The sequence below is a fragment of the Reinekea forsetii genome (assembly GCF_002795845.1).
Classification (GTDB): Bacteria; Pseudomonadota; Gammaproteobacteria; order Pseudomonadales; family Natronospirillaceae; genus Reinekea; species Reinekea forsetii.
Window position 1 is genome coordinate 3,440,001 of sequence record NZ_CP011797.1, and the last position, 20,000, is coordinate 3,460,000.

Genomic DNA, 20,000 nt, shown 5'->3' on the forward strand with positions numbered 1-20,000 from the left:
TGGGGCACTTGCACGCCCGGATAATCCGCCATGAAAACGATGTAAGGGGTACAGTCGTTATCCAGTATCCATTCATGAACCGCACGGATCATGTAGGGTTTATTAGAACTCATGCCCGACATCAGTCGCGCATCTCTTGCTCAACTTCGGACAAGCTGACCTGGAATGACTCTCGCTCGAAGATTCGCTCCATATACTTGTCGATCGACTTGGCCTGTTTTTCCGGCAACTCAACGCCCAAAGACTGCAGTCGCCACAAGATGGGCGCTACACAGCAATCCACCAGGGTGAATTCATCACTCATAAAGTAGGGCTTGTCATCGAACACGGGCGCGATGGCGAGCAGGCTTTCACGCAACTCTTTGCGTGCTCGCGCAACACTATCTTTGCTCTTGGCTGCAACTATCGCGTCTACGCAGGCGCTCCAATCTCGGTCGATTCGAAAGATCAACTGACGCGACTCTGCACGCGCAACCGGGTAGACCGGCAAGAGAGGCGGATGCGGGAAGCGCTCATCCAAGTACTCCATCATCACGTGGTGCTCAAACAGCACCAAGTCACGATCAACCAGAGTCGGTAGGTTGCAATAGGGGTTTATATCAGAAACTTCCTTGGGTATAGCATCCGGCTCGACATCTTTAATATCGACCGTAACACCCTTCTCTGCCAGTACTATCCGAACTCGATGACTATACTGACAGGCTGCGTCAGAGTAGAAAGTCATGGAGGATCGCTTTGCAACAACGCCCATTCAGTACGCTCCCAAATTACTAGTAGATAAAAACACAACAAGCGCAGCCTTGGCTGCGCTCCTTTTTTGCGGATAAACGCCCAGGATTTCTCCTAGTGTTTAATATCCTTGTACAGTTCGCGCTTCAACAAAGCGGCAAGAACCAACAACACGGTTAGGAAGGCAAACACGAACCAACCGATGCGCTTTCGATCCATCTGATAAGGCTCTCCCATATAGTTCAGGAAGTTAACCAAATCATAAATCACTTCATCAAACTCGTCGGTCGACAAGGTGCCAGCTATATCTTGACTCGCGCAAGCACCATGCTCAGTCGCAACACCGGTCAACGGGTCAAGAGTATGGCCGTCTTGGGCACTCGGCTTGGCCGAACACAGACCCTGCAGACCCAGCATAACATGCGGCATGCCAACATCTTTAAAGACACTGTTGTTCACGCCATAGGGGCGCGATTCGTCTTTATAAAAGCTACGCAAGTAGGTATAAACCCAATCAACACCGCGAACTCGAGTCACCATGGTCAAGTCTGGCGGCGCCACACCAAACCATTTCTTACCCTGCGCTACTGGCATCGCGAACTTCATCAGGTCACCAAATTTGGCGTCCTGGGAAAACATAATGCTGTCCATGAAGATATCTTCCGGAATCTCCAGATCTCGCGCAACTCGATTATAGCGCGCATGACCCAACGAGTGGCAGCCGGCACAATAATCCATATAGGTGCTTAGACCTTCCTGCAACGATGTGGTGTTGGACATATCGGGTGCCATTGAATCCAGATGCACCTCCCCGCCGGCCGCTATGGCAGACGTCGCCAACCATGACGCACACACCAACGTCAGTATTTTCTTGATCATCGTGGGACCCTCTCTGGTACAGGCTTGGTTTTTTCCCATTTGGTATAAAATGGCATCAGCAAGAAGAAGGAAAAGTAGATAACCGTACCAATCTTCGCCACGACGCCGTTCCAGAAGGACACCGGCTGACCACCGAGATAGGTGAGCACGACAAATGCGATAGCAAACATGACAATCGCGGTGCGGCTCATCCAGCCCTTGTAACGCCATGAACGCACTGGGCTACGGTCCAACCAAGGCAGGACAAAGAGGATTGCGATGGCTCCGGCCATGGCCATAAAGCCACCCAGTTTTGCGTTAATAAAGAATATCGGAAAATCGATCGCTCTCAATATCGAGTAAAACGCACCGTAATACCAAGTTGGTGCAATATGCTCAGGTGTTTTCAGCGAATTCGCTGGCTCAAAGTTTGGATGCTCTAAGAAGTATCCGCCCCCTTCTGGCATAAAGAAAAGCACCGCGCAAAATACCATTAAGAACAACACAACCTGCGGCAATTTGCCGACAGTGAAGTATGGGTGGAACGGCACGCCGTCTAGCGGTACACCGCGCTCATCCATATGCTTCTTGATGTCGATACCGTCGGGATTGTTTGAGCCAACTTCGTGCAGCGCTAAGACGTGCAACACGACCAACAGCGCTAACACCAACGGCAAGGCAATGACATGCAACGCAAAGAATCGATTCAAGGTGATGCCGGAGAGCAAAAAGTCGCCTCGAATCCACTCGGTCAGACCGTCGCCGATGACCGGGATTGCGCCAAACAGTGAAATAATAACCTGCGCGCCCCAATAGGACGTTTGACCCCATGGCAACACATAGCCCATAAAGCCTTCAGCCATCATTACCAGATAGACAAACATACCGAACACCCAGATCAGCTCACGCGGCTTTTGGTACGAGCCGTATAAAACGCCACGAAACATATGCAAGTAAACCGTCAGGAAGAAGAAAGACGCGCCGGTCGAATGCATATAGCGAATCAACCAACCCATCTCAACATCGCGCATGATGTATTCGACGGAATTAAAGGCTTCCTCGGCACTCGGCGTATAGGACATGGTCAGCCAGATACCGGTCATTAGCTGGTTGATAAAGACAACCATAGCCAACAGACCAAAGACATACCAAAAATTAAAGTTGATCGGAGCGTAATACTTGGACATATGCTTTTCATAGGCATTGGTCACAGGGAGACGCCGATCAAGCCACTCCAAAATCGCTGGTTTCTTACTCATTATGCTGCACCCTCACCGACTGTAACTACACCGCCATCAACACTATAGGGCGGTATTTGCAAATTGTATGGCGCCGGGACACCACTAAACACCCGGCCAGCCAAGTCAAAACGCGAACCATGGCAGGGGCAAAAGAAGCCACCTTGCCAATTGGCGTCAAATGGCTGGGGCTCTAATTCCGGAATAAACTTGGGTGAACAGCCTAGGTGCGTACAGACGCCCTCGATCACGAGCAGCTCTTCACTTAAAGAGCGTACATCACTGGTCACATAATCTGGCTGCTGTGAAGCGACTTCAGAATCGGGATCGGCTAACTTACTGCGCAGACCCTCATCGCGCAAATAGTCGATGACTGCCTTGGTGCGTCGCAAGATAAAGATGGGTTTGCCTCGCCATTCGGCGATAACCATTTCCCCAAGCTTTAAACCGTTTATATCCACCTTAACCGGGGCACCCACTGCTTTAGCTTTCTCGCTGGGAAACCATGATTTAACGAACGGTGTGGCCACGCCCACTGCACCCACTGTGCCTACGGCACCGGTAGCAATGTACAGGAACCGCCGCCGACCCTTATTTACGCCGTCATGCGTCATTATTATCACCCTCTGAGTGAAAGGAAATTAGTATATCTAATGTCTGAAAATGTCGCGAATACTAAAGAAATTCGGTGATTCTGACAAGGAAAGCTTTGACCCAGGTCGAATAAGATCGGCAAACGGGGTTAAAGCCACCCTCTAAACAGAAAAACCCGGGACCAGCCCGGGTTTGCAATAGAGTTCTCGGTAAACTTATCGCTTGGAGAACTGTGGCTTCTTACGTGCTTTACGCAGACCCACTTTCTTACGCTCTACCATACGTGCGTCACGGGTAACAAAACCAGCTTCACGTAATTGAGGACGAAGATTTTCATCGTACTCCATCAGAGCACGAGTAATACCGTGCCGAATTGCGCCTGCTTGTCCGTTTGAACCACCACCGGCGACGGTGATGTAAAGATCAAACTTCTCAGTCATATCAACAAGGTCTAGAGGCTGACGAACGATCATGCGAGATGTTTCGCGACCGAAGTATTCCTCAATTGTACGCTTGTTAATAACAATTGCGCCGTTTCCAGGACGCAAAAATACGCGTGCTGTAGATGTTTTCCGGCGACCGGTACCATAATTCTGTTGAATAGCTGTCATGTCATTCCCCATTAAATCTTAAGTTCTTTGGGCTGTTGTGCAGTATGCGGGTGTTCTGTTCCGACATACACTTTCAGCTTCTTCAACATGGCCCGGCCTAGAGGATTACGTGGAATCATACCCTTCACAGCCAATTCAATTGGGCTTTCGCCTTTGTGCGCGATCAGTTTCTCAAAGCTCATAGACTTCAGTCCACCTGGGTAACCAGAGTGGCGGTAATACTGCTTGTCTTTAGCCTTGCGACCTGTCACATGCACTTTCTCAGCATTAATAACAACGATATAATCGCCAGTATCAACGTGAGGTGTAAATTCTGCCTTGTGCTTACCACGGAGGCGACGAGCGATTTCAGTCGCCATACGTCCCAAGGTTAGCCCTTCGGCGTCTACTATGTACCAGTCGCGTTTAACTTCAGCTGGTTTTGCTACAAATGTTTTCATTTAACTCCGCCTTATTAGTGGGGGGCTCAGGGGAAGTTAATCCAAATTGAGGGCGCGGATCTTACTGAATCTTTTTTCCCCGCGCAAGACTTTTTGGTGAGTTTTCAACCAACTAACCAATATTTCTATTCGAATGGATCTACTTCTTGCAATTTAACAAGGCCGAACCCAAGGCCGGCCAAGCTACAACAGAGGGTGAATAGCATACCAATCACCGAAAAGCCGACACTGCCGGCGCTCGCTTCAAAGCGGCTATCACCCCAATAATGGGCCACACTGGTCAACACAAAGGTGATGAAGACCAGAGCAACCATATAAAAGCCGCGGGCGTCATGAACACCCAGGCGCTTATTTCGTATGGCAATCTGAATACCGGTATAGACCAACGTACTGGCCCCAGCGGTCATACTTGCTAAGATTAACAGGTACACAATCATGGCAACCCCTAATGTTCGCGCGTTTTGCGAAACACTATATCAGGGTGGCGCTCTTGTGCCATCTGAAGGTTCACCATGGTCGGCGCGATGTAGGTCAAGTTGTTAGACCCGTCGAGCGCCAGATTCTCATGCGCCTTGGTAATAAATTGCTGCAGGATCCGATCATCTATGCCGGATGTCCAGCGCGCGGTGGCCACGGTAATGGCCTCATAGACCGCCTCAACCTTATATTCTGACTTCAACCGGTGTGCCACCACCTCAAACTGGAGCATGCCAACGGCACCGACGATCAGGTCATTGTTTTTCATCGGCCGGAAGACCTGGACAGCCCCCTCTTCAGACAGCTGCATCAAGCCTTTTTGCAACTGTTTCATTTTCAATGGGTCTTTTAACCGAATCCGACGGAACAATTCAGGGGCAAAGTTGGGGATGCCCGAAAACTTCAAATCTCGACCCTGAGTAAAGGTGTCGCCAATCTGGATGGTACCGTGGTTGTGTAAGCCGATAATATCACCCGGGAAGGCCTCCTCCACCGTCGCACGATCGCCCGCCAAGAAGGTCAGGGCATCGGAGATACGCACGGCCTTGCCGGTCCGGACATGCTTCATCTTCATGCCTTTCTCGTACTTACCCGAGACGATCCGCATAAAGGCGACCCGATCTCGATGATTGGGGTCCATATTGGCCTGAATCTTAAAGACAAAACCGCTCAGCTCCGGTTCGTCTGGCGCCACCATTAGATCGCCAGCGTTGCGCGCCTGCGGCAACGGTGCCCATTCAACCAAACCGTCAAGCATATGATCGACGCCAAAGTTACCCAGGGCGGTACCAAAGTAGACCGGCGTCAGCTGGCCGGCCAAAAATTCTTCCAAGTCAAAGGTGTTCGCCGCGGCCAAAACCAACTGCATCTGCTCGCGCAACTCATCGGCGTACTCGCCCAAGGCGCCGTCCAACTCGGGATTGTCCAAGCCCTTTATGATGCGACTGTGCTGAATGGTATGACCCATGCCCGCCTGGTAGAGGATGACCTCATCGCGCAGCAGGTGGTAAATGCCTTTGAATTCCTTGCCCATGCCAACGGGCCAAGTGATGGGTGCACAACTGATCTTTAAAACATTTTCGACCTCATCCATCAGATCGATCGGATCACGGGTGTCGCGGTCGAGCTTATTCATGAAGGTGATGATGGGGGTTTCACGCATCCGTGCGACGTCCATCAGCTTGATGGTACGCTCTTCCACGCCCTTGGCCGCATCGATAACCATTACACACGAATCCACCGCGGTGAGCGTTCGATAGGTGTCTTCTGAAAAGTCTTCGTGACCCGGGGTGTCGAGCAGGTTGATCAGCTTGTTAGCATAGGGGAACTGCATCACCGAGGTGGTGATCGAGATACCCCGTTCTTTTTCCATGTCCATCCAGTCCGACTTGGCGTGCTGGCCCGACTTTTTACCCTTGATAGTACCGGCCTGCAGGATGGCATTGCCGAACAAGAGGACCTTTTCGGTAATGGTTGTCTTACCTGCATCGGGGTGCGAAATAATCGCAAAAGTGCGCCGTTTAGCGACTTCATCAGCAATCAAAGACATGGAAATACTCGTAATCATTAAAATCAGGCCGCGCAGTATACCTACTCTAGCAATCTTTTCGAACCGATCTACGCAAATAGCTGAAGGAAAGGTACAATGGCCGGCCTTCAGCGCCGAATTTATCTCTGTCATGAGCCAAGAAACCGATAAGATATATGCCAATCCTCAGCAAAATCTAGCCGATTTTCGCTTTGATGATCAGGTTGCGCGAGTGTTTCCCGATATGATCAAACGATCGGTGCCCGGCTACAGCCATATTATCGGCACCATCGGCATCCTCGCAGAGCGTTATGCTCAGCCGAACAGCCGTATTTACGACCTAGGCAGTTCGCTCGGGGCCGCGACGCTGGCCATGCGCCATCGCATCCATGCCCCCGGGGTAACCATTATCGCGGTCGATAATTCTGCCGCCATGCTGGCCCGGAGTACCGATTTCCTGGATTTAGAAGAGTCACCGATTCCGGTTGAAACCCTCTGTGCCGATATCACCGAGTTGGCTATCGAAAACTGCAGCTTTGCGGTGTTGAATTTCACCCTCCAGTTTGTTCCCTTGACGCAACGGTTGAGCACCATCAAGCGTATCTATGACGGCCTGCTGCCCGGAGGGGCGCTGGTCCTTTCGGAAAAGCTGGCCTTCGCGGACGCCAAGCATGAAGAACTCCTGATAAGACATCATCACGACTTCAAACGCGCCAACGGTTACAGTGATCTGGAAATCGGACAAAAGCGCCAGGCCATCGAGCGCGTGCTGATCCCGGAAACGGCCCAAGACCACATTCAACGCCTTGAGCTGGCTGGCTTCGGCCAAGTAAGCCAATGGTTTCAATCCTTTAACTTTGCGTCCTTTATAGCCATCAAATGATTAATTACCTGCCTTTTATCGACCACATCCGTAATACCCGCCTAGAACCTTGGTGCGAGCCCCTGGCCGCCCAGTTGCAACAAACCTGGGACCAACTCAACGATGGCAACCTCGCGCGCCTGCTAACGGCCCTAGAGACCTTGCCGAGCATAAGCGCGAACAGCGTCGAGCTCGACCGCGTGGTCACCATCAACGGTCCGGTCGGTGATGCTGGCGCGCAGCTCAATAGCGCGCTCAAGGCGCTGATGCCTTGGCGTAAAGGACCCTTCCGATTTTTTGATATCGATATCGACGCCGAGTGGCGCTGCGACCTGAAGTGGGACCGCATTGCCAACCACCTCAGCGATCTGCGCGGCCGCCATGTGCTCGATGTCGGCAGTGGCAACGGCTACTACGGTTGGCGCATGAAGGCGGCTGGGGCGGCGACCGTTGCTGGCATCGACCCCTCCTGGCTATCGGTTGTGCAGCACCTAGCGGTCAATCGCTATATCAAGGATCCGAGCCATACGGTATTGCCCTTTACACTGGAAAGTTTACCACCTAACTTGGGGATTTTTGACACCGTTTTTTCCATGGGTGTGCTCTATCACCGGCGCTCCCCCCTGGATCATCTAGCCGAATTACGCGGCGCCTTGCGCCCCGGCGGCGAATTAGTGCTCGAGACCCTGGTTATCCAAGGCCAGGTCGGCGAGTCGCTGGTACCTATTGGCCGCTATGCGCGCATGAACAATGTCTGGTTTCTGCCCACGGTGCCGACCCTGGTGCAGTGGCTGGAAAAAATGGGCTTCGAAAATATTCGTCTAGTCGATCAATCAACCACCTCGACGGACGAGCAGCGCCCCTCCGACTGGAAACCTGGCCAAAGCCTGGCCGACTACTTGAATCCTGAGGATCCCAGCCTGACCATCGAGGGGCATCCAGCCCCGATTCGTGCCCTGATCCTGGCCACCCGCCCTGAGCTTGCCCGCTTGAAGCGCTACCACCTCGACTAGCTCTGTGGTTTTCCCCAGCCATTGATCAACATTCTTAATCGTTTAAGTTCAGGTATATAAAGCATTTTATAAATAACAAAACGATCTATAAAGAAGGTGGCAATTTCTTCTTAATCGATTAAGCTCACTGAGCGATTCAAAAAGACGTTGTTCACAGACGATAATAACAAGAAGGGCAAAACCAATGAAAACATGGCAAAAAACATCCGTCGCCTTGGCGATCACAGCCGCTGTAGCCAGCGCTGCTTTCTCTGAAATGCCGAAAATGGGCAGCGGAGATTTTAACTGGGCTAACTTAGACAAATTTAAATCCATGGATTTGTCCGGCGAAACCGTCACCATCACAGGCGCCTGGTTGGCCCCTGAAGATGATGTGTTCCGTAGCATCTTGTCTCATTTCGAAGTAGCAACCGGTGCTAAAATCCAATACACGGGTTCCGATAGCTTTGAGCAGCAGATCCTGATTGACACCACCGCGGGCACACCGCCGAACATGGCTGTTTTCCCACAGCCGGGCCTGGCCAAAGACCTGGCCTCACGCGACCTATTAACCCCGGTTTCTAATAAGATCAAGAACGCGGTATTAAAAGACTACGCAGCCGGTCAAAGCTGGGTCGATTTGGCCACGTACAAGAACAAAGCCGGCCAGGACAACTTCTACGGCGTATTCTTCCGTGTCGATCTGAAGAGCCTGGTTTGGTATTCACCCGATAACTTCGCTGATTACGGCTATGAAATCCCTGAGACCATGGAACAGCTGATGGCTCTGTCGGATAAGATGGTTGCTGACGGCCAAACACCTTGGTGTATCGGTCTGGGTTCAGGTGCGGCTACTGGCTGGCCTGCTACCGATTGGGTTGAAGACATGATGTTGCGGACTCAATCACCTGCGGTATACGATCAGTGGGTTGCCAACGACATTCCATTTAACGATCCTCGTGTCGTCAGTGCGATCGACGCCTTTGGTGAATTCGCTAAGAATCCAAAGTATGTCGCCGGTGGCGTGTCGGCAGTCGGTACCACCGATTTCCGCGACAGCCCGAAAGACTTGTTCAGCGTACCGGCTAAGTGCTTTATGCACCGTCAAGCCAGCTTTATCCCAGCCTTCTTCCCAGAAGGTACTGTGGTCGGCGAAGATGCTGATTTCTTTTACTTCCCTGCTTACGAGTCCAAAGACTTAGGCAAGCCAGTTCTGGGTGCCGGTACCGTGGTCACGGTTACCAAAGAAAACAAAGCAACCAATGCGGTATTGGAATACCTGATGACACCATTGGCACATGAGCTCTGGATGTCTCAAGGTGGCTTCCTGACCGCTCATAAGGGTGCCGATACGGCCCTCTATCAGAGTGATTCCTTGCGTCGTCAAGGTGAGATTCTGCTTAATGCAACAACCTTCCGCTTCGACGGTTCTGACCTGATGCCGGGTGCCATTGGTGCCGGTTCATTCTGGACCGGTATGGTTGACTACGTTAGTGGCATGAGCGCTAAGACAGTTGCCGACGAAATCCAATCTAGCTGGAACGAAATCAAGTAACACCAACCCGCTAAACCGCCCCTTCTTTGGGGCGGTTTTTTTACAGAAGGAGTATTGCGGTGTTGCAACAAATTCTTTTCGCCTTTACGGCGATTTTTTTCGCCATCGGCGGGACCATCCTGTTTTTTGTCGGCTCTAATCTATTGATTGATAAGGTCTTTGGTGACAATGGCCAGTCAAACGAAAAACAATATCGACGCGACAAGTTACGCGAACAGATACGACCCTGGATCTTTATTGGTCCGGCGCTATTATTTTTAACGGTATTCCTAATCTACCCCGTTCTTAAATCCCTACAACTGTCCTTCTGGGACCGTGAAGGTGAAAGCTTCGTCGGTTTGGCCAACTATATTTGGGCCTTCAACAACACCGGTTTTATAACCTCAATAATCAATAACTTGATGTGGTTATTCTTCGTGCCGACAATGGCAACAATTTTCGGTCTAACCATTGCGTATCTGACCGATCGAATCTGGTGGGGCCAATTTGCCCGTACCCTTATTTTCTTGCCGATGGCGATTTCGTTTGTCGGTGCCTCCATTATTTGGAAGTTTGTTTACGATTTTCGCGGCCCAGACGCCGATCAAATCGGCTTGGTTAATGCCGTCATTATGCTCTTTGGTGGTGAACCCAAAGCCTTGATCAGCATCCAATTTTGGAACAACTTTTTTCTGATGGTTATCCTGATTTGGATCCAAACGGGCTTTGCCATGGTCATCTTAGGCGCTGCTATTCGGGGTGTGCCAGAAGACACGCTCGAGGCGTCCATGATGGAAGGAGCCAGCCAAACGCAAATATTTTTCAAGATTGTTGTCCCCCAGATCTGGCCCACTATCGTTGTGGTCTGGACCACCATTACCATTCTGGTGCTGAAGGTATTTGATATCGTCTATGCCATGACCAATGGCCAGTGGGGTTCGCAGGTACTGGCTAACCTGATGTACAACGAGATGTTCCGCAACGGCAATTCCGGTACAGCCAGCACCGTCGCGGTGATACTCATGTTGGCGGTAATGCCGATCATGATTTACAACATCAGATCTGCGCGCAACAGCGAGCAATAGGAGACCCATATGTCATTGGACGCACGGCAGTCGAGAACAGCGCGTTTTATTAAGCACTCCATTATAATTTTATTGGTCACCATCTGGACTCTGCCAACGCTCGGCCTATTGGTCAGCTCTGTGCGCGATAAGGATCAATTGACCACCTCGGGTTGGTGGACTGCTCTGATCACCAATTCGCAAAGTGAAGTCTTTCGCTTGCCAGTTGCTGCCGACCAGATTGAGGTAGCCGATGGCTATGAGATCCGCACCCAATTGTTTGATCAGGGTGCCCAGAATCGGGTGACCAGCTGGGGGCTTCGGGCAGATGATTTAACGGCCAACGCACCCGATCTTGAGGCTCAATTCAATAAAAACTCAACCCTTCTGGTGGCACAAGATGGAACGGTGGTGTGGCATTCGAGCGAGAAATTCACCCATAAACGCGGGCCACGACTGTTCTTTGGTGCCGACTATCCGCCCCGCTTCGGTCTGGATAACTACCGTGAAGTTCTCTCCTCCGAGGGAGTCGGCAGGGCCTTTATCAATACCTTGACCGTGGTTCTACCCGCGACCTTTGTGCCGATCCTGATTGCCGCCTTTGCCGCCTATGCTCTGGCTTGGATGGATTTTAAAGGACGCTTCTTCTTCTTGGCGATGATCATCGGTCTGATCGTGGTGCCGTTGCAGATGAGTTTAATTCCCGTGTTAAGACTCTTTGCCCTGATCGGTAGTGTTTTGGATGTGCCGTCGAAATCCTATGTCACGGTGTGGCTCGCGCACACCGGCTTTGGTTTGCCATTGGCGATCTATTTACTGCGTAACTATATGGCGAGTTTGCCCAAAGATATAATCGAGTCGGCCTATATGGATGGCGCGACCCATTTTCAAATTTTTGTGAAAATGATCTTACCCCTATCGATGCCCGCCCTGGCCTCCTTCGCTATTTTCCAATTCCTCTGGACCTGGAACGACCTATTGGTGGCCGCGGTATTCTTAGGTCAGGGTGAAGACAAGACAGTAATGACACAGCAATTGATCGAGTTGCTCGGCTCTCGCGGCGACAACTGGGAAATCTTGACCAGTGGCGCTTTCATATCCATCGCGATTCCCGTGATCGTCTTTTTATCAATGCAGAAGTACTTCGTGCGCGGACTCTTGGCAGGTTCTGTCAAAGGCGGTTAGCCCAAGCTATCGCCCGGCCTGAGTTCCGCCCGAGCGGGGCCTAGGCCAAAAAAATCGCCTTGATGGGCAGCCCCCAACTTTAGAGAATTGAACCTATGCCGTTCGACCAATCCGTCAGCCATTGTGCCGCTATCGCTCTGGAACGCCTCTGGCCGACCGTGGCTAAACGCTATGCTCGCCATAAAAACCGTCACCGTTTGCCGGTTTTCCAGCAAGCTTTGCAGCAAGATTTTGCGCAACTATACAGCTGTTTGGTCGATCTATACGGTGCGCAATGGGATTTCTATTTCCATCTTGAACAGACACTGGTAAAGGCAGCGCAGGCGTGGATGGACGCATCAGAGGACCATCGAGTCTACCAGGCTGAACACAATGACTGGCTCCAGAGCGAGCAAACCATTGGTGCGACCGGCTATGTTGATCTGTTTGCCGGTAATTTACGCAAACTACAGAGCCAGATACCCTATTTAACGGACTTGGGTGTCGGTTACCTACACCTTATGCCATTTTTTGACGTGCCAGAGGGCGACAACGACGGCGGTTATGCCATTAAAGACTATGGCAAGTTGAATCCACGGATTGGCACACTGGCTCAGCTAAAGTCCGTCGCGGCGGCGTTACACGATAATAAGATTCGCCTGGTGCTGGACTTCGTGTTCAATCACACCTCCGATCAACACCAATGGGCTTTGTTGGCCAAGGCTGGCGATGTGCGCTACCAGGCCTACTATTGGCTGTTCCGCGATCCTGCCGACAAAGCCCCCTATAGTCGATATCTACGCGATATCTTTCCCGACAAACGCGCGGGTTGCTTCACCTGGAATGAAGAGCTGCAGGCGGAGGTCTGGACCACCTTTAACGATTACCAGTGGGACTTAAATTATCAGAACCCCGAAGTCTATACCGCGATGTGCAGTGAAATGCTCAAATTGGTCGATGCTGGTGCCGATGTTATTCGACTGGATGCCCTTGCGTTTACCTGGAAACAGCCCGAGTCCAATTGCGAGAACCTGCCCAACGCTCATCGCCTGATTCAGGCCTTTAATGCCTTTTTGCGCCTTGCCGCTCCAGGTGTGGTATTGAAGTCTGAAGCCATTGTGGCCCCGGATGAGGTGGTTAAATACATTAGTGCCGATGAATGTCCGGTTTCCTATAACCCCAACCTGATGGCCCTGATGTGGGAGGCCCTGGCCACACGTCAGACCAAATTGTTGATTGCCGGCACCCAAGCACGCAGTGGACTGCCCGCTGATACCGTATGGGTTAACTATCTTCGTTGTCATGATGATATTGGTTGGGCATTTGCCGATGCCGATGCTTGGAGTGTTGGCATCAATCCTCAAGATCATCGTTATTTCTTGAATCAATTCTATACCGGTCAGTTTCCCGGTACCTTTGCCGCCGGTGTTCCCTTTCAGGCCGATCCCAATACCGGCGATTGTCGCATCTCCGGCACGCTCGCCTCCCTCTGTGGCTTGGAACAGGCCCTGCTCACGGGAAGCTCAACGGACCACGCTATTAAGCGTATCTTGCTCATGCATGGCATTGTGCTGGCCTTTAAGGGCATCCCCCTTATTTATCTTGGTGATGAGGTGGGCATGCTTAATGACTATAGTTATCGAGCAGATCCGAATCACCATAACGACAGCCGCTGGGTACATCGAGTCCGTTTTGCCAACACCGGTGCCGATCAGAGATCGGTCAACAATAGCCCTCAAAACCAGGTTTTCACCGGCCTGGTAAATCTTATTGAACTGCGTCGTTCTCATCCAGTGTTCGGTTTTGGCGACGTCGTCGTGTTACCCTCTGTCGCCGAGAGTGTGTTTGCCTTTAGCCGCACATACCAAGGCCAGACACTAGTCGTTGTCGCTAATTTCTCAGAGCATAGATGCCACCTCGATGCTAACCAATGTTTACGCCTCGGCCTCGCAGGCCAGGCCAATGACCTGCTTTTGGATCAACCTTTGACAGCAAGTGAGGGTCTCGAGTTAGCGGCCTTTCAGCAGCTATGGCTGCTAGGAGGGCTATAACAGGGCTCGACGCACGGCACGGCAGCAAGCTAGAAAAAAGTTCATAACCCGTCGTTGCGCAAGTAATGGTTCGTCCACCTTGCTACCGAATAAGAGATGTCCGATGGTTGATAAAGCGAACAACAAAAAACTGACCCTCAAGTCAGTGGCCGCCCTGCTAGGTGTATCCAGCGCCACGGTGTCGAATGCCTTTGGTCGTCCCGACCAGTTATCCGAGGAATTAAGGCTGCGGATTCTCAGTGAATGCGAACGGCTTGGCTACCATGGCCCTAATGCTGCCGCGCGCAGTCTACGCACCGGTGCGACCAGTGTTGTCGGGGTCATGTTGGCCGATAAGCTGGCTTACAATTTTACCGATCCGTGTGCCATAGAATTCCTCCAGGGTGTGGCTCAAGTGCTCGACGATGCCCAGTTCAACATGCTGTTGATGCCCGGTCGAAACGAGTTCTATAAAGAGAAATCATTGGAAACCATCCCTGAGCGCTACATCCTTTACGGTCCACCGCGCGACTTGGAGCTGATTAAGCGGATCGAAAAACAACACAAACCGATGGTCACCGTAGACTTCAGTTTACTCAACCACCTGTCACTCAACGTCGACAACTACGGTGGGGCCCTTGCGGCCGCTCGTCATATCTTCTCTACTACAGTTGGCCCCATTGCCGTTATTGGTCTGCGTCTGACCCACGATTCTGGCGTCTTAAGGCTGGATGAACATCCGCTGTTGGAGTCGACCCTGTCAGTCTCCCGTCAACGTCTCGAGGCTTATCTGGCTGCCGGGTTTGAAGTGGATCGGCCGATACCTTCAGAGCTTATTTGGAGTGTCGAAGAAAGCACCTGGCAAGAAGGTATCCAAGCCGTGCGGTCGGCATTAGCAGCAAGCCCTAGACCTGTCGCATTGCTCTGTATGTCTGACCAACTCGCGTTGGCAGCCATTGCTGTAGCACGCGAACTGCAGATTGGCGTTCCTGGTGAGCTGAAGATTGTCGGTTTCGACGACATACCGGCAGCCCGGCGCAATCATCCGGAAGTCAGTACTGTCTATCAGCCTAGTATTGAAAAAGGGCCGTTTGGCGGCAATGATGGTGTTAGATCCAGATAACCATGCAAGCATCCTGTTACCAACCACATTACATATACGGGAGACCAGTTAGGACTATTGAGCGCAGAGATCCCGTTTCGCGCTAACGGAAGAGCGCGTAAAACACAACGTAGAACCAACCTAAGAAGCCATGGATGATGGCCCAAATTATCGATTTGTGAGCCGTCCACGAGATGGCAATGGCCAACGCCGAGCCGAACGAAATACCGTTTCTAACCACTTCATACTTAGCCGAGTTCATATGAATCTCCTGTTCCAATGGTTCGGCTAAATTAACATGACTGGTAACTGTGTCATCCGACAAAAGTCATAAGATGAAAATCGGAGCTACGCCCCTTGCGGACCTGCTGGCAGGTTTAGCGCCATTACCCAAGCATCTACCAGGCTGTCAGCGTAATGATAATAGTTTTTGCGCATGCCAACCGATTGATAACCTGCGCGTTGATAGAGCGCTAAGGCGGGCATGTTGGTTTGCCGCACTTCTAGAACCACTCGGCTGACTCCTTGTAGAGCCAGGCCACGATGCCAATATGTCAACGCCGAAGCGGCAAAGCCCCGACCGCAGAACAGGGGATCGATCAAAATCTGTATTAATTCCGCCTCGTCCAACACGACCTGCTGGACCAAAAGACCAATCGGTTGGCCTTCGGCGTGCAAGGAAAATAACGCTTGTTGGATTAGGTATGACTGGAGGGCGTCAGAGCCCAGAGTTGAATCTAACGATTGGCTAGACAGCTGCGCTAGGTAGGGCAATTCACTAGCTAAAGCCGGTACCAGGCTTAGGGTCATTGGCCCAGGCCAGCCGCGCGAATCAGTTGCCACGCCTTGGCTTTCTCCATTGGTTCGGAGATCATTCGATACACAGACGGTAAGACCAAGCGCTGCATGCCCAATTCAGTGCCATGCGCGCCCTCCCAGCCATTCAACTTCGACAAGACGCCACCCAATACCAGCAGGTGGGTGGTTTGATGTGTCTCAGCATGTTGCTGAAGCACTCCTAATACGTAGTGCTTAGCCGCATCCAACCCTTGCTCCGCATTGGCGTTGCTAAAAAAGGGCCAGGCTATTTCATGGTGATGCTTAAACTCATACTGATTGCCAGTCATGGCCCTGAGCAGGTTGGCGATGAGCCGGAATGCAACATCTTGCGTTTGTTCGTGACCGCTCACCAACGAACTCACCACTAACCAATCGCCCAGCACATAGATACCAAGTCCAAAGCGTATGGCCGCTGTGTTATCAGTTACGCTGGCCGGTAAAACGGCCGAAGCGGCCACAGGGCCGTTTAACTCACTTGCCGTGCCCATTTCCGAGGGCCTAACGCTGTTGTGCTCGTGAGGGTTCAGCTGTGCCGATGGCGTCGTGACGGCACTGGACGCTAGCTCGACTAAGGGGATCACAGGTTGGGCTTCTTTATCGGGCTCTCCGATCATCGTCGGCTGCTGCAGAGGGCTCAGGGCATTGGCCAGGATAACGCGCGGGTACCAAGGCGTGACCCCCATAGCGGTCAGATAGTCGTTTTTAAGTTGGTGTTGCGTATTCGGATTCACGGCGGCCATCTGCATCAGTGTTCTAAGGTTTTATTCTAACAGGTCTGCTGGGACGGGTAACTAGACATCGGGTCGAGCGAGCCGCCTTTCAGGTTGCGCTTATGGGCATCAGATTGCTGCTGCCTACAAGGTCTTTCTAGCAGGCATAAAAAAACCCGCAGCCGTTAGACTGCGGGTTTTTCGTTTTTTTAGGAGCTTGACGATGACCTACTCTCACAGGGGGCGGTGCGACGCCTCGCGTGATGCGGCAACCCGAGCCCACTAAAAAGTGGGTCTACCCGTGTGAGAGTCCCACGCATAGCAAAAACCCCGACCGTTTCCGATCAGGGTTTTCTTTTTAGGAGCTTGACGATGACCTACTCTCACATGGGGAGACCCCACACTACCATCGGCGATACGTCGTTTCACTTCTGAGTTCGGTATGGGATCAGGTGGTTCCAACGCTCTATGTTCGTCAAGCAAACTGGTTGTCATAGCTCGTGTCTGTCGGGTGACAGCGCACGCTCTACGCAATTGGGTACTAAAAAAGCTCTCAACTTCCGGATACTGCTCAACTCATCTTGGTCGTTCTTTTCTTTCAGCGTATCTCTGAACTACCAACAGCTCAAACCACTTCGGCGTTATATGGCCAAGCCGCACGGGCAATTAGTACAGGTTAGCTCAACGCCTCACAACGCTTACACACCCTGCCTATCAACCAGTTAGTCTTACTGGGCCCTTCAGGAGGCTTAAAGCCTCGGGGAAAACTTATCTTGAAGGGGGCTTCCCGCTTAGATGCTTTCAGCGGTTATCCCGTCCGAACTTAGCTACCGGGCAATGCCATTGGCATGACAACCCGAACACCAGAGGTTCGTCCACTCCGGTCCTCTCGTACTAGGAGCAGCTCTTCTCAATTTTCCAACGTCCACGGCAGATAGGGACCGAACTGTCTCACGACGTTCTAAACCCAGCTCGCGTACCACTTTAAATGGCGAACAGCCATACCCTTGGGACCGGCTTCAGCCCCAGGATGTGATGAGCCGACATCGAGGTGCCAAACACCGCCGTCGATGTGAACTCTTGGGCGGTATCAGCCTGTTATCCCCGGAGTACCTTTTATCCGTTGAGCGATGGCCCTTCCATACAGAACCACCGGATCACTATGACCTACTTTCGTACCTGCTCGACCTGTCCGTCTCGCAGTCAAGCGCGCTTATGCCATTATACTAACCGCATGATTTCCGACCATGCTTAGCGCACCTTCGTACTCCTCCGTTACTCTTTAGGAGGAGACCGCCCCAGTCAAACTACCCACCACACACGGTCCGTAACCTCGTTTCGAGGCCGACGTTAGAACCTCAATGTTATCAGGGTGGTATTTCAAGGTTGGCTCCACTGCAACTAGCGTCACAGCTTCAAAGCCTCCCACCTATCCTACACAAATAACATCAAAGTCCAGTGTGAAGCTATAGTAAAGGTTCACGGGGTCTTTCCGTCTAGCCGCGGATACACGGCATCTTAACCGCGATTTCAATTTCACTGAGTCTCGGGTGGAGACAGCGCCCCCATCGTTACACCATTCGTGCAGGTCGGAACTTACCCGACAAGGAATTTCGCTACCTTAGGACCGTTATAGTTACGGCCGCCGTTTACCGGGGCTTCGATCAAGAGCTTCGCTTACGCTAACCCCATCAATTAACCTTCCGGCACCGGGCAGGTGTCACACCCTATACGTCCACTTTCGTGTTTGCAGAGTGCTGTGTTTTAAGTAAACAGTCGCAGGGGCCTGGTATCTTCGGCCCAAGTCAGCTCAGAGAGCAAGTCTCATCACCAGCCTGGGCGTGCCTTCTCCCGAAGTTACGGCACCATTTTGCCTAGTTCCTTCACCCGAGTTCTCTCAAGCGCCTTGGTATTCTCTACCTGATCACCTGTGTCGGTTTGGAGTACGGTTCCAATACAGCTGGAGCTTAGAGGCTTTTCCTGGAAGCATGGCATCAGTGACTTCGGATCCCGTGGGATCACCGTCATTACGCCTCAGCCTTAGTGAGTGTCCGGATTTTCCTAAACACTCAGCCTACACGCTTAAACCGGGACTACCAACGCCCGGATCACCTAGCCTTCTCCGTCCCCCCTTCGCACTGTATTGAAGTACAGGAATATTAACCTGTTTCCCATCGACTACGCTCTTCAGCCTCGCCTTAGGGGCCGACTCACCCTGCTCCGATTAACGTTGAACAGGAAACCTTGATCTTTCGGCGTGCGAGTTTTTCACTCGCATTATCGTTACTCATGTCAGCATTCGCACTTGTGATACCTCCAGCAAGCTTCTCAACTCACCTTCAACGGCTTACACAACGCTCCTCTACCACTCATGTATAAATACACAAGTCCGTAGCTTCGGTGTTTGGTTTGAGCCCCGTTATATCTTCCGCGCAGGCCGACTCGACTAGTGAGCTATTACGCTTTCTTTAAAGGGTGGCTGCTTCTAAGCCAACCTCCTAGCTGTCTGAGCCTTCCCACATCGTTTCCCACTTAACCAAAACTTTGGGACCTTAGCTGACGGTCTGGGTTGTTTCCCTTTTCACGACGGACGTTAGCACCCGCCGTGTGTCTCCCGGATAGTACTCACTGGTATTCGGAGTTTGCATGGGGTTGGTAAGTCGGGATGACCCCCTAGCCCAAACAGTGCTCTACCCCCAGTGGTATTCGTCCGAGGCACTACCTAAATAGTTTTCGAGGAGAACCAGCTATCTCCGAGTTTGATTGGCCTTTCACCCCCAGCCACAGGTCATCCGCTAACTTTTCAACGGTAGTCGGTTCGGTCCTCCAATTGATGTTACTCAATCTTCAACCTGCCCATGGCTAGATCACTCGGTTTCGGGTCTACACCTTGCAACTAGACGCCCAGTTAAGACTCGGTTTCCCTACGGCTCCCCTATTCGGTTAACCTTGCTACAAAATGTAAGTCGCTGACCCATTATACAAAAGGTACGCAGTCACCCCATCACAAAGCGGCCTCACTGCCTGCTTTGCCGGTTGCATTCGCGAAGCTGCGCTTCGCCAATGTTTCCTTTAGCCATCAGACCAAAGGACTCCGCAAAGTCGCTTTGTGATGGGGCTCCCACTGCTTGTACGTATACGGTTTCAGGATCTATTTCACTCCCCTCACAGGGGTTCTTTTCGCCTTTCCCTCACGGTACTTGTTCACTATCGGTCAATCAGGAGTA

19 protein-coding genes and 2 rRNA genes (2 of these 21 cut by a window edge) are annotated in these 20,000 nt (G+C 51.8%); 7 read left to right on the forward strand and 14 right to left on the reverse strand.

The annotated features are described in order from the left end of the window. The 9 genes from REIFOR_RS15720 to prfC all read right to left on the reverse strand — a co-directional run. Positions 1-113, reverse strand: partial view of a ClpXP protease specificity-enhancing factor gene (locus tag REIFOR_RS15720; protein WP_162495509.1) — the start only. The gene continues 283 nt to the left of window position 1, outside the view; only the first 113 of its 396 coding nucleotides appear in the window; the start codon lies at positions 111-113; the stop codon falls past the left edge of the window. An 8-nt stretch (positions 114-121) separates the two neighbouring features. After that, positions 122-751 carry a glutathione binding-like protein gene (locus REIFOR_RS15725; protein WP_100258459.1) on the reverse strand — a complete coding sequence of 210 codons (630 nt, stop codon included), beginning with the start codon at positions 749-751 and terminating at the stop codon, positions 122-124. A gap of 92 nt (positions 752-843) precedes the next feature. Then, on the reverse strand, positions 844-1,608 hold the full coding sequence (locus REIFOR_RS15730; protein ID WP_227003709.1) for a cytochrome c1: 765 nt from the start codon (positions 1,606-1,608) through the stop codon (positions 844-846). After that, on the reverse strand, positions 1,605-2,846 hold the full coding sequence (locus tag REIFOR_RS15735) for a cytochrome b (RefSeq protein ID WP_100258460.1): 1,242 nt from the start codon (positions 2,844-2,846) through the stop codon (positions 1,605-1,607). The genes REIFOR_RS15730 and REIFOR_RS15735 overlap by 4 nt, the downstream gene beginning before the upstream one ends. Next, positions 2,846-3,439, reverse strand: coding sequence for a ubiquinol-cytochrome c reductase iron-sulfur subunit (petA, locus tag REIFOR_RS15740; protein WP_100258461.1), 594 nt, complete (start codon positions 3,437-3,439; stop codon positions 2,846-2,848). Before petA ends, REIFOR_RS15735 begins: the two co-directional genes overlap by 1 nt. A 195-nt stretch (positions 3,440-3,634) precedes the next feature. Next, complete coding sequence (rpsI, locus tag REIFOR_RS15745) at positions 3,635-4,030, reverse strand: 30S ribosomal protein S9 (protein ID WP_100258816.1); 396 nt, start codon at positions 4,028-4,030, stop codon at positions 3,635-3,637. Between the two features lie 11 nt (positions 4,031-4,041). Continuing rightward, positions 4,042-4,470, reverse strand: a complete 429-nt coding sequence (gene rplM, locus REIFOR_RS15750; RefSeq protein WP_100258462.1) for a 50S ribosomal protein L13 — start codon at positions 4,468-4,470, stop codon at positions 4,042-4,044. A 125-nt stretch (positions 4,471-4,595) separates the two neighbouring features. Continuing rightward, a complete protein-coding gene (locus REIFOR_RS15755) occupies positions 4,596-4,907 on the reverse strand; it encodes a hypothetical protein (RefSeq protein WP_100258463.1) in 312 nt (103 codons plus the stop codon). Positions 4,908-4,915: 8 nt separating this feature from the next. Next, positions 4,916-6,496 (reverse strand): peptide chain release factor 3, encoded by a 1,581-nt coding sequence (prfC, locus tag REIFOR_RS15760; protein WP_100258817.1) that lies wholly within the window; start codon positions 6,494-6,496, stop codon positions 4,916-4,918. 130 nt (positions 6,497-6,626) lie between these two features. Here prfC and cmoA point away from each other — a divergent pair, with 130 nt between their 5' ends. From cmoA to REIFOR_RS15795, 7 genes are all read left to right on the forward strand, one after another. After that, positions 6,627-7,358 carry a carboxy-S-adenosyl-L-methionine synthase CmoA gene (cmoA, locus tag REIFOR_RS15765; protein WP_100258464.1) on the forward strand — a complete coding sequence of 244 codons (732 nt, stop codon included), beginning with the start codon at positions 6,627-6,629 and terminating at the stop codon, positions 7,356-7,358. After that, positions 7,355-8,350, forward strand: a complete 996-nt coding sequence (gene cmoB, locus REIFOR_RS15770; protein WP_100258465.1) for a tRNA 5-methoxyuridine(34)/uridine 5-oxyacetic acid(34) synthase CmoB — start codon at positions 7,355-7,357, stop codon at positions 8,348-8,350. Before cmoA ends, cmoB begins: the two co-directional genes overlap by 4 nt. A 184-nt stretch (positions 8,351-8,534) precedes the next feature. After that, positions 8,535-9,884, forward strand: coding sequence for an ABC transporter substrate-binding protein (locus tag REIFOR_RS15775; protein ID WP_100258466.1), 1,350 nt, complete (start codon positions 8,535-8,537; stop codon positions 9,882-9,884). A 59-nt stretch (positions 9,885-9,943) separates the two neighbouring features. Beyond that, entirely contained in the window at positions 9,944-10,948 is a 1,005-nt protein-coding gene (locus REIFOR_RS15780; RefSeq protein ID WP_100258467.1) for a carbohydrate ABC transporter permease, read from the forward strand. 9 nt (positions 10,949-10,957) lie between these two features. Continuing rightward, complete coding sequence (locus REIFOR_RS15785; protein ID WP_100258468.1) at positions 10,958-12,112, forward strand: carbohydrate ABC transporter permease; 1,155 nt, start codon at positions 10,958-10,960, stop codon at positions 12,110-12,112. Between the two features lie 95 nt (positions 12,113-12,207). After that, a complete protein-coding gene (locus tag REIFOR_RS15790) occupies positions 12,208-14,142 on the forward strand; it encodes an amylosucrase (protein ID WP_100258469.1) in 1,935 nt (644 codons plus the stop codon). Positions 14,143-14,245: 103 nt separating this feature from the next. Then, entirely contained in the window at positions 14,246-15,244 is a 999-nt protein-coding gene (locus REIFOR_RS15795) for a LacI family DNA-binding transcriptional regulator (RefSeq protein ID WP_100258470.1), read from the forward strand. A gap of 82 nt (positions 15,245-15,326) precedes the next feature. On the opposite strand, the gene REIFOR_RS16930 is transcribed toward REIFOR_RS15795, so the two are convergent. The 5 genes from REIFOR_RS16930 to REIFOR_RS15815 all read right to left on the reverse strand — a co-directional run. Continuing rightward, positions 15,327-15,485: a hypothetical protein gene (locus tag REIFOR_RS16930; RefSeq protein ID WP_193437312.1), complete on the reverse strand. Its 159-nt coding sequence runs from the start codon at positions 15,483-15,485 to the stop codon at positions 15,327-15,329. An 86-nt stretch (positions 15,486-15,571) separates the two neighbouring features. After that, complete coding sequence (locus REIFOR_RS15800; RefSeq protein ID WP_100258471.1) at positions 15,572-16,033, reverse strand: GNAT family N-acetyltransferase; 462 nt, start codon at positions 16,031-16,033, stop codon at positions 15,572-15,574. Continuing rightward, positions 16,030-16,809, reverse strand: a complete 780-nt coding sequence (locus REIFOR_RS15805) for a hypothetical protein (protein ID WP_100258472.1) — start codon at positions 16,807-16,809, stop codon at positions 16,030-16,032. The genes REIFOR_RS15800 and REIFOR_RS15805 overlap by 4 nt, the downstream gene beginning before the upstream one ends. A 328-nt stretch (positions 16,810-17,137) precedes the next feature. Further along, positions 17,138-17,253: ribosomal RNA gene (gene rrf, locus REIFOR_RS15810) — 5S ribosomal RNA — on the reverse strand. A 165-nt stretch (positions 17,254-17,418) separates the two neighbouring features. After that, positions 17,419-20,000 (reverse strand): 23S ribosomal RNA (locus REIFOR_RS15815); it runs 420 nt beyond the window's last position.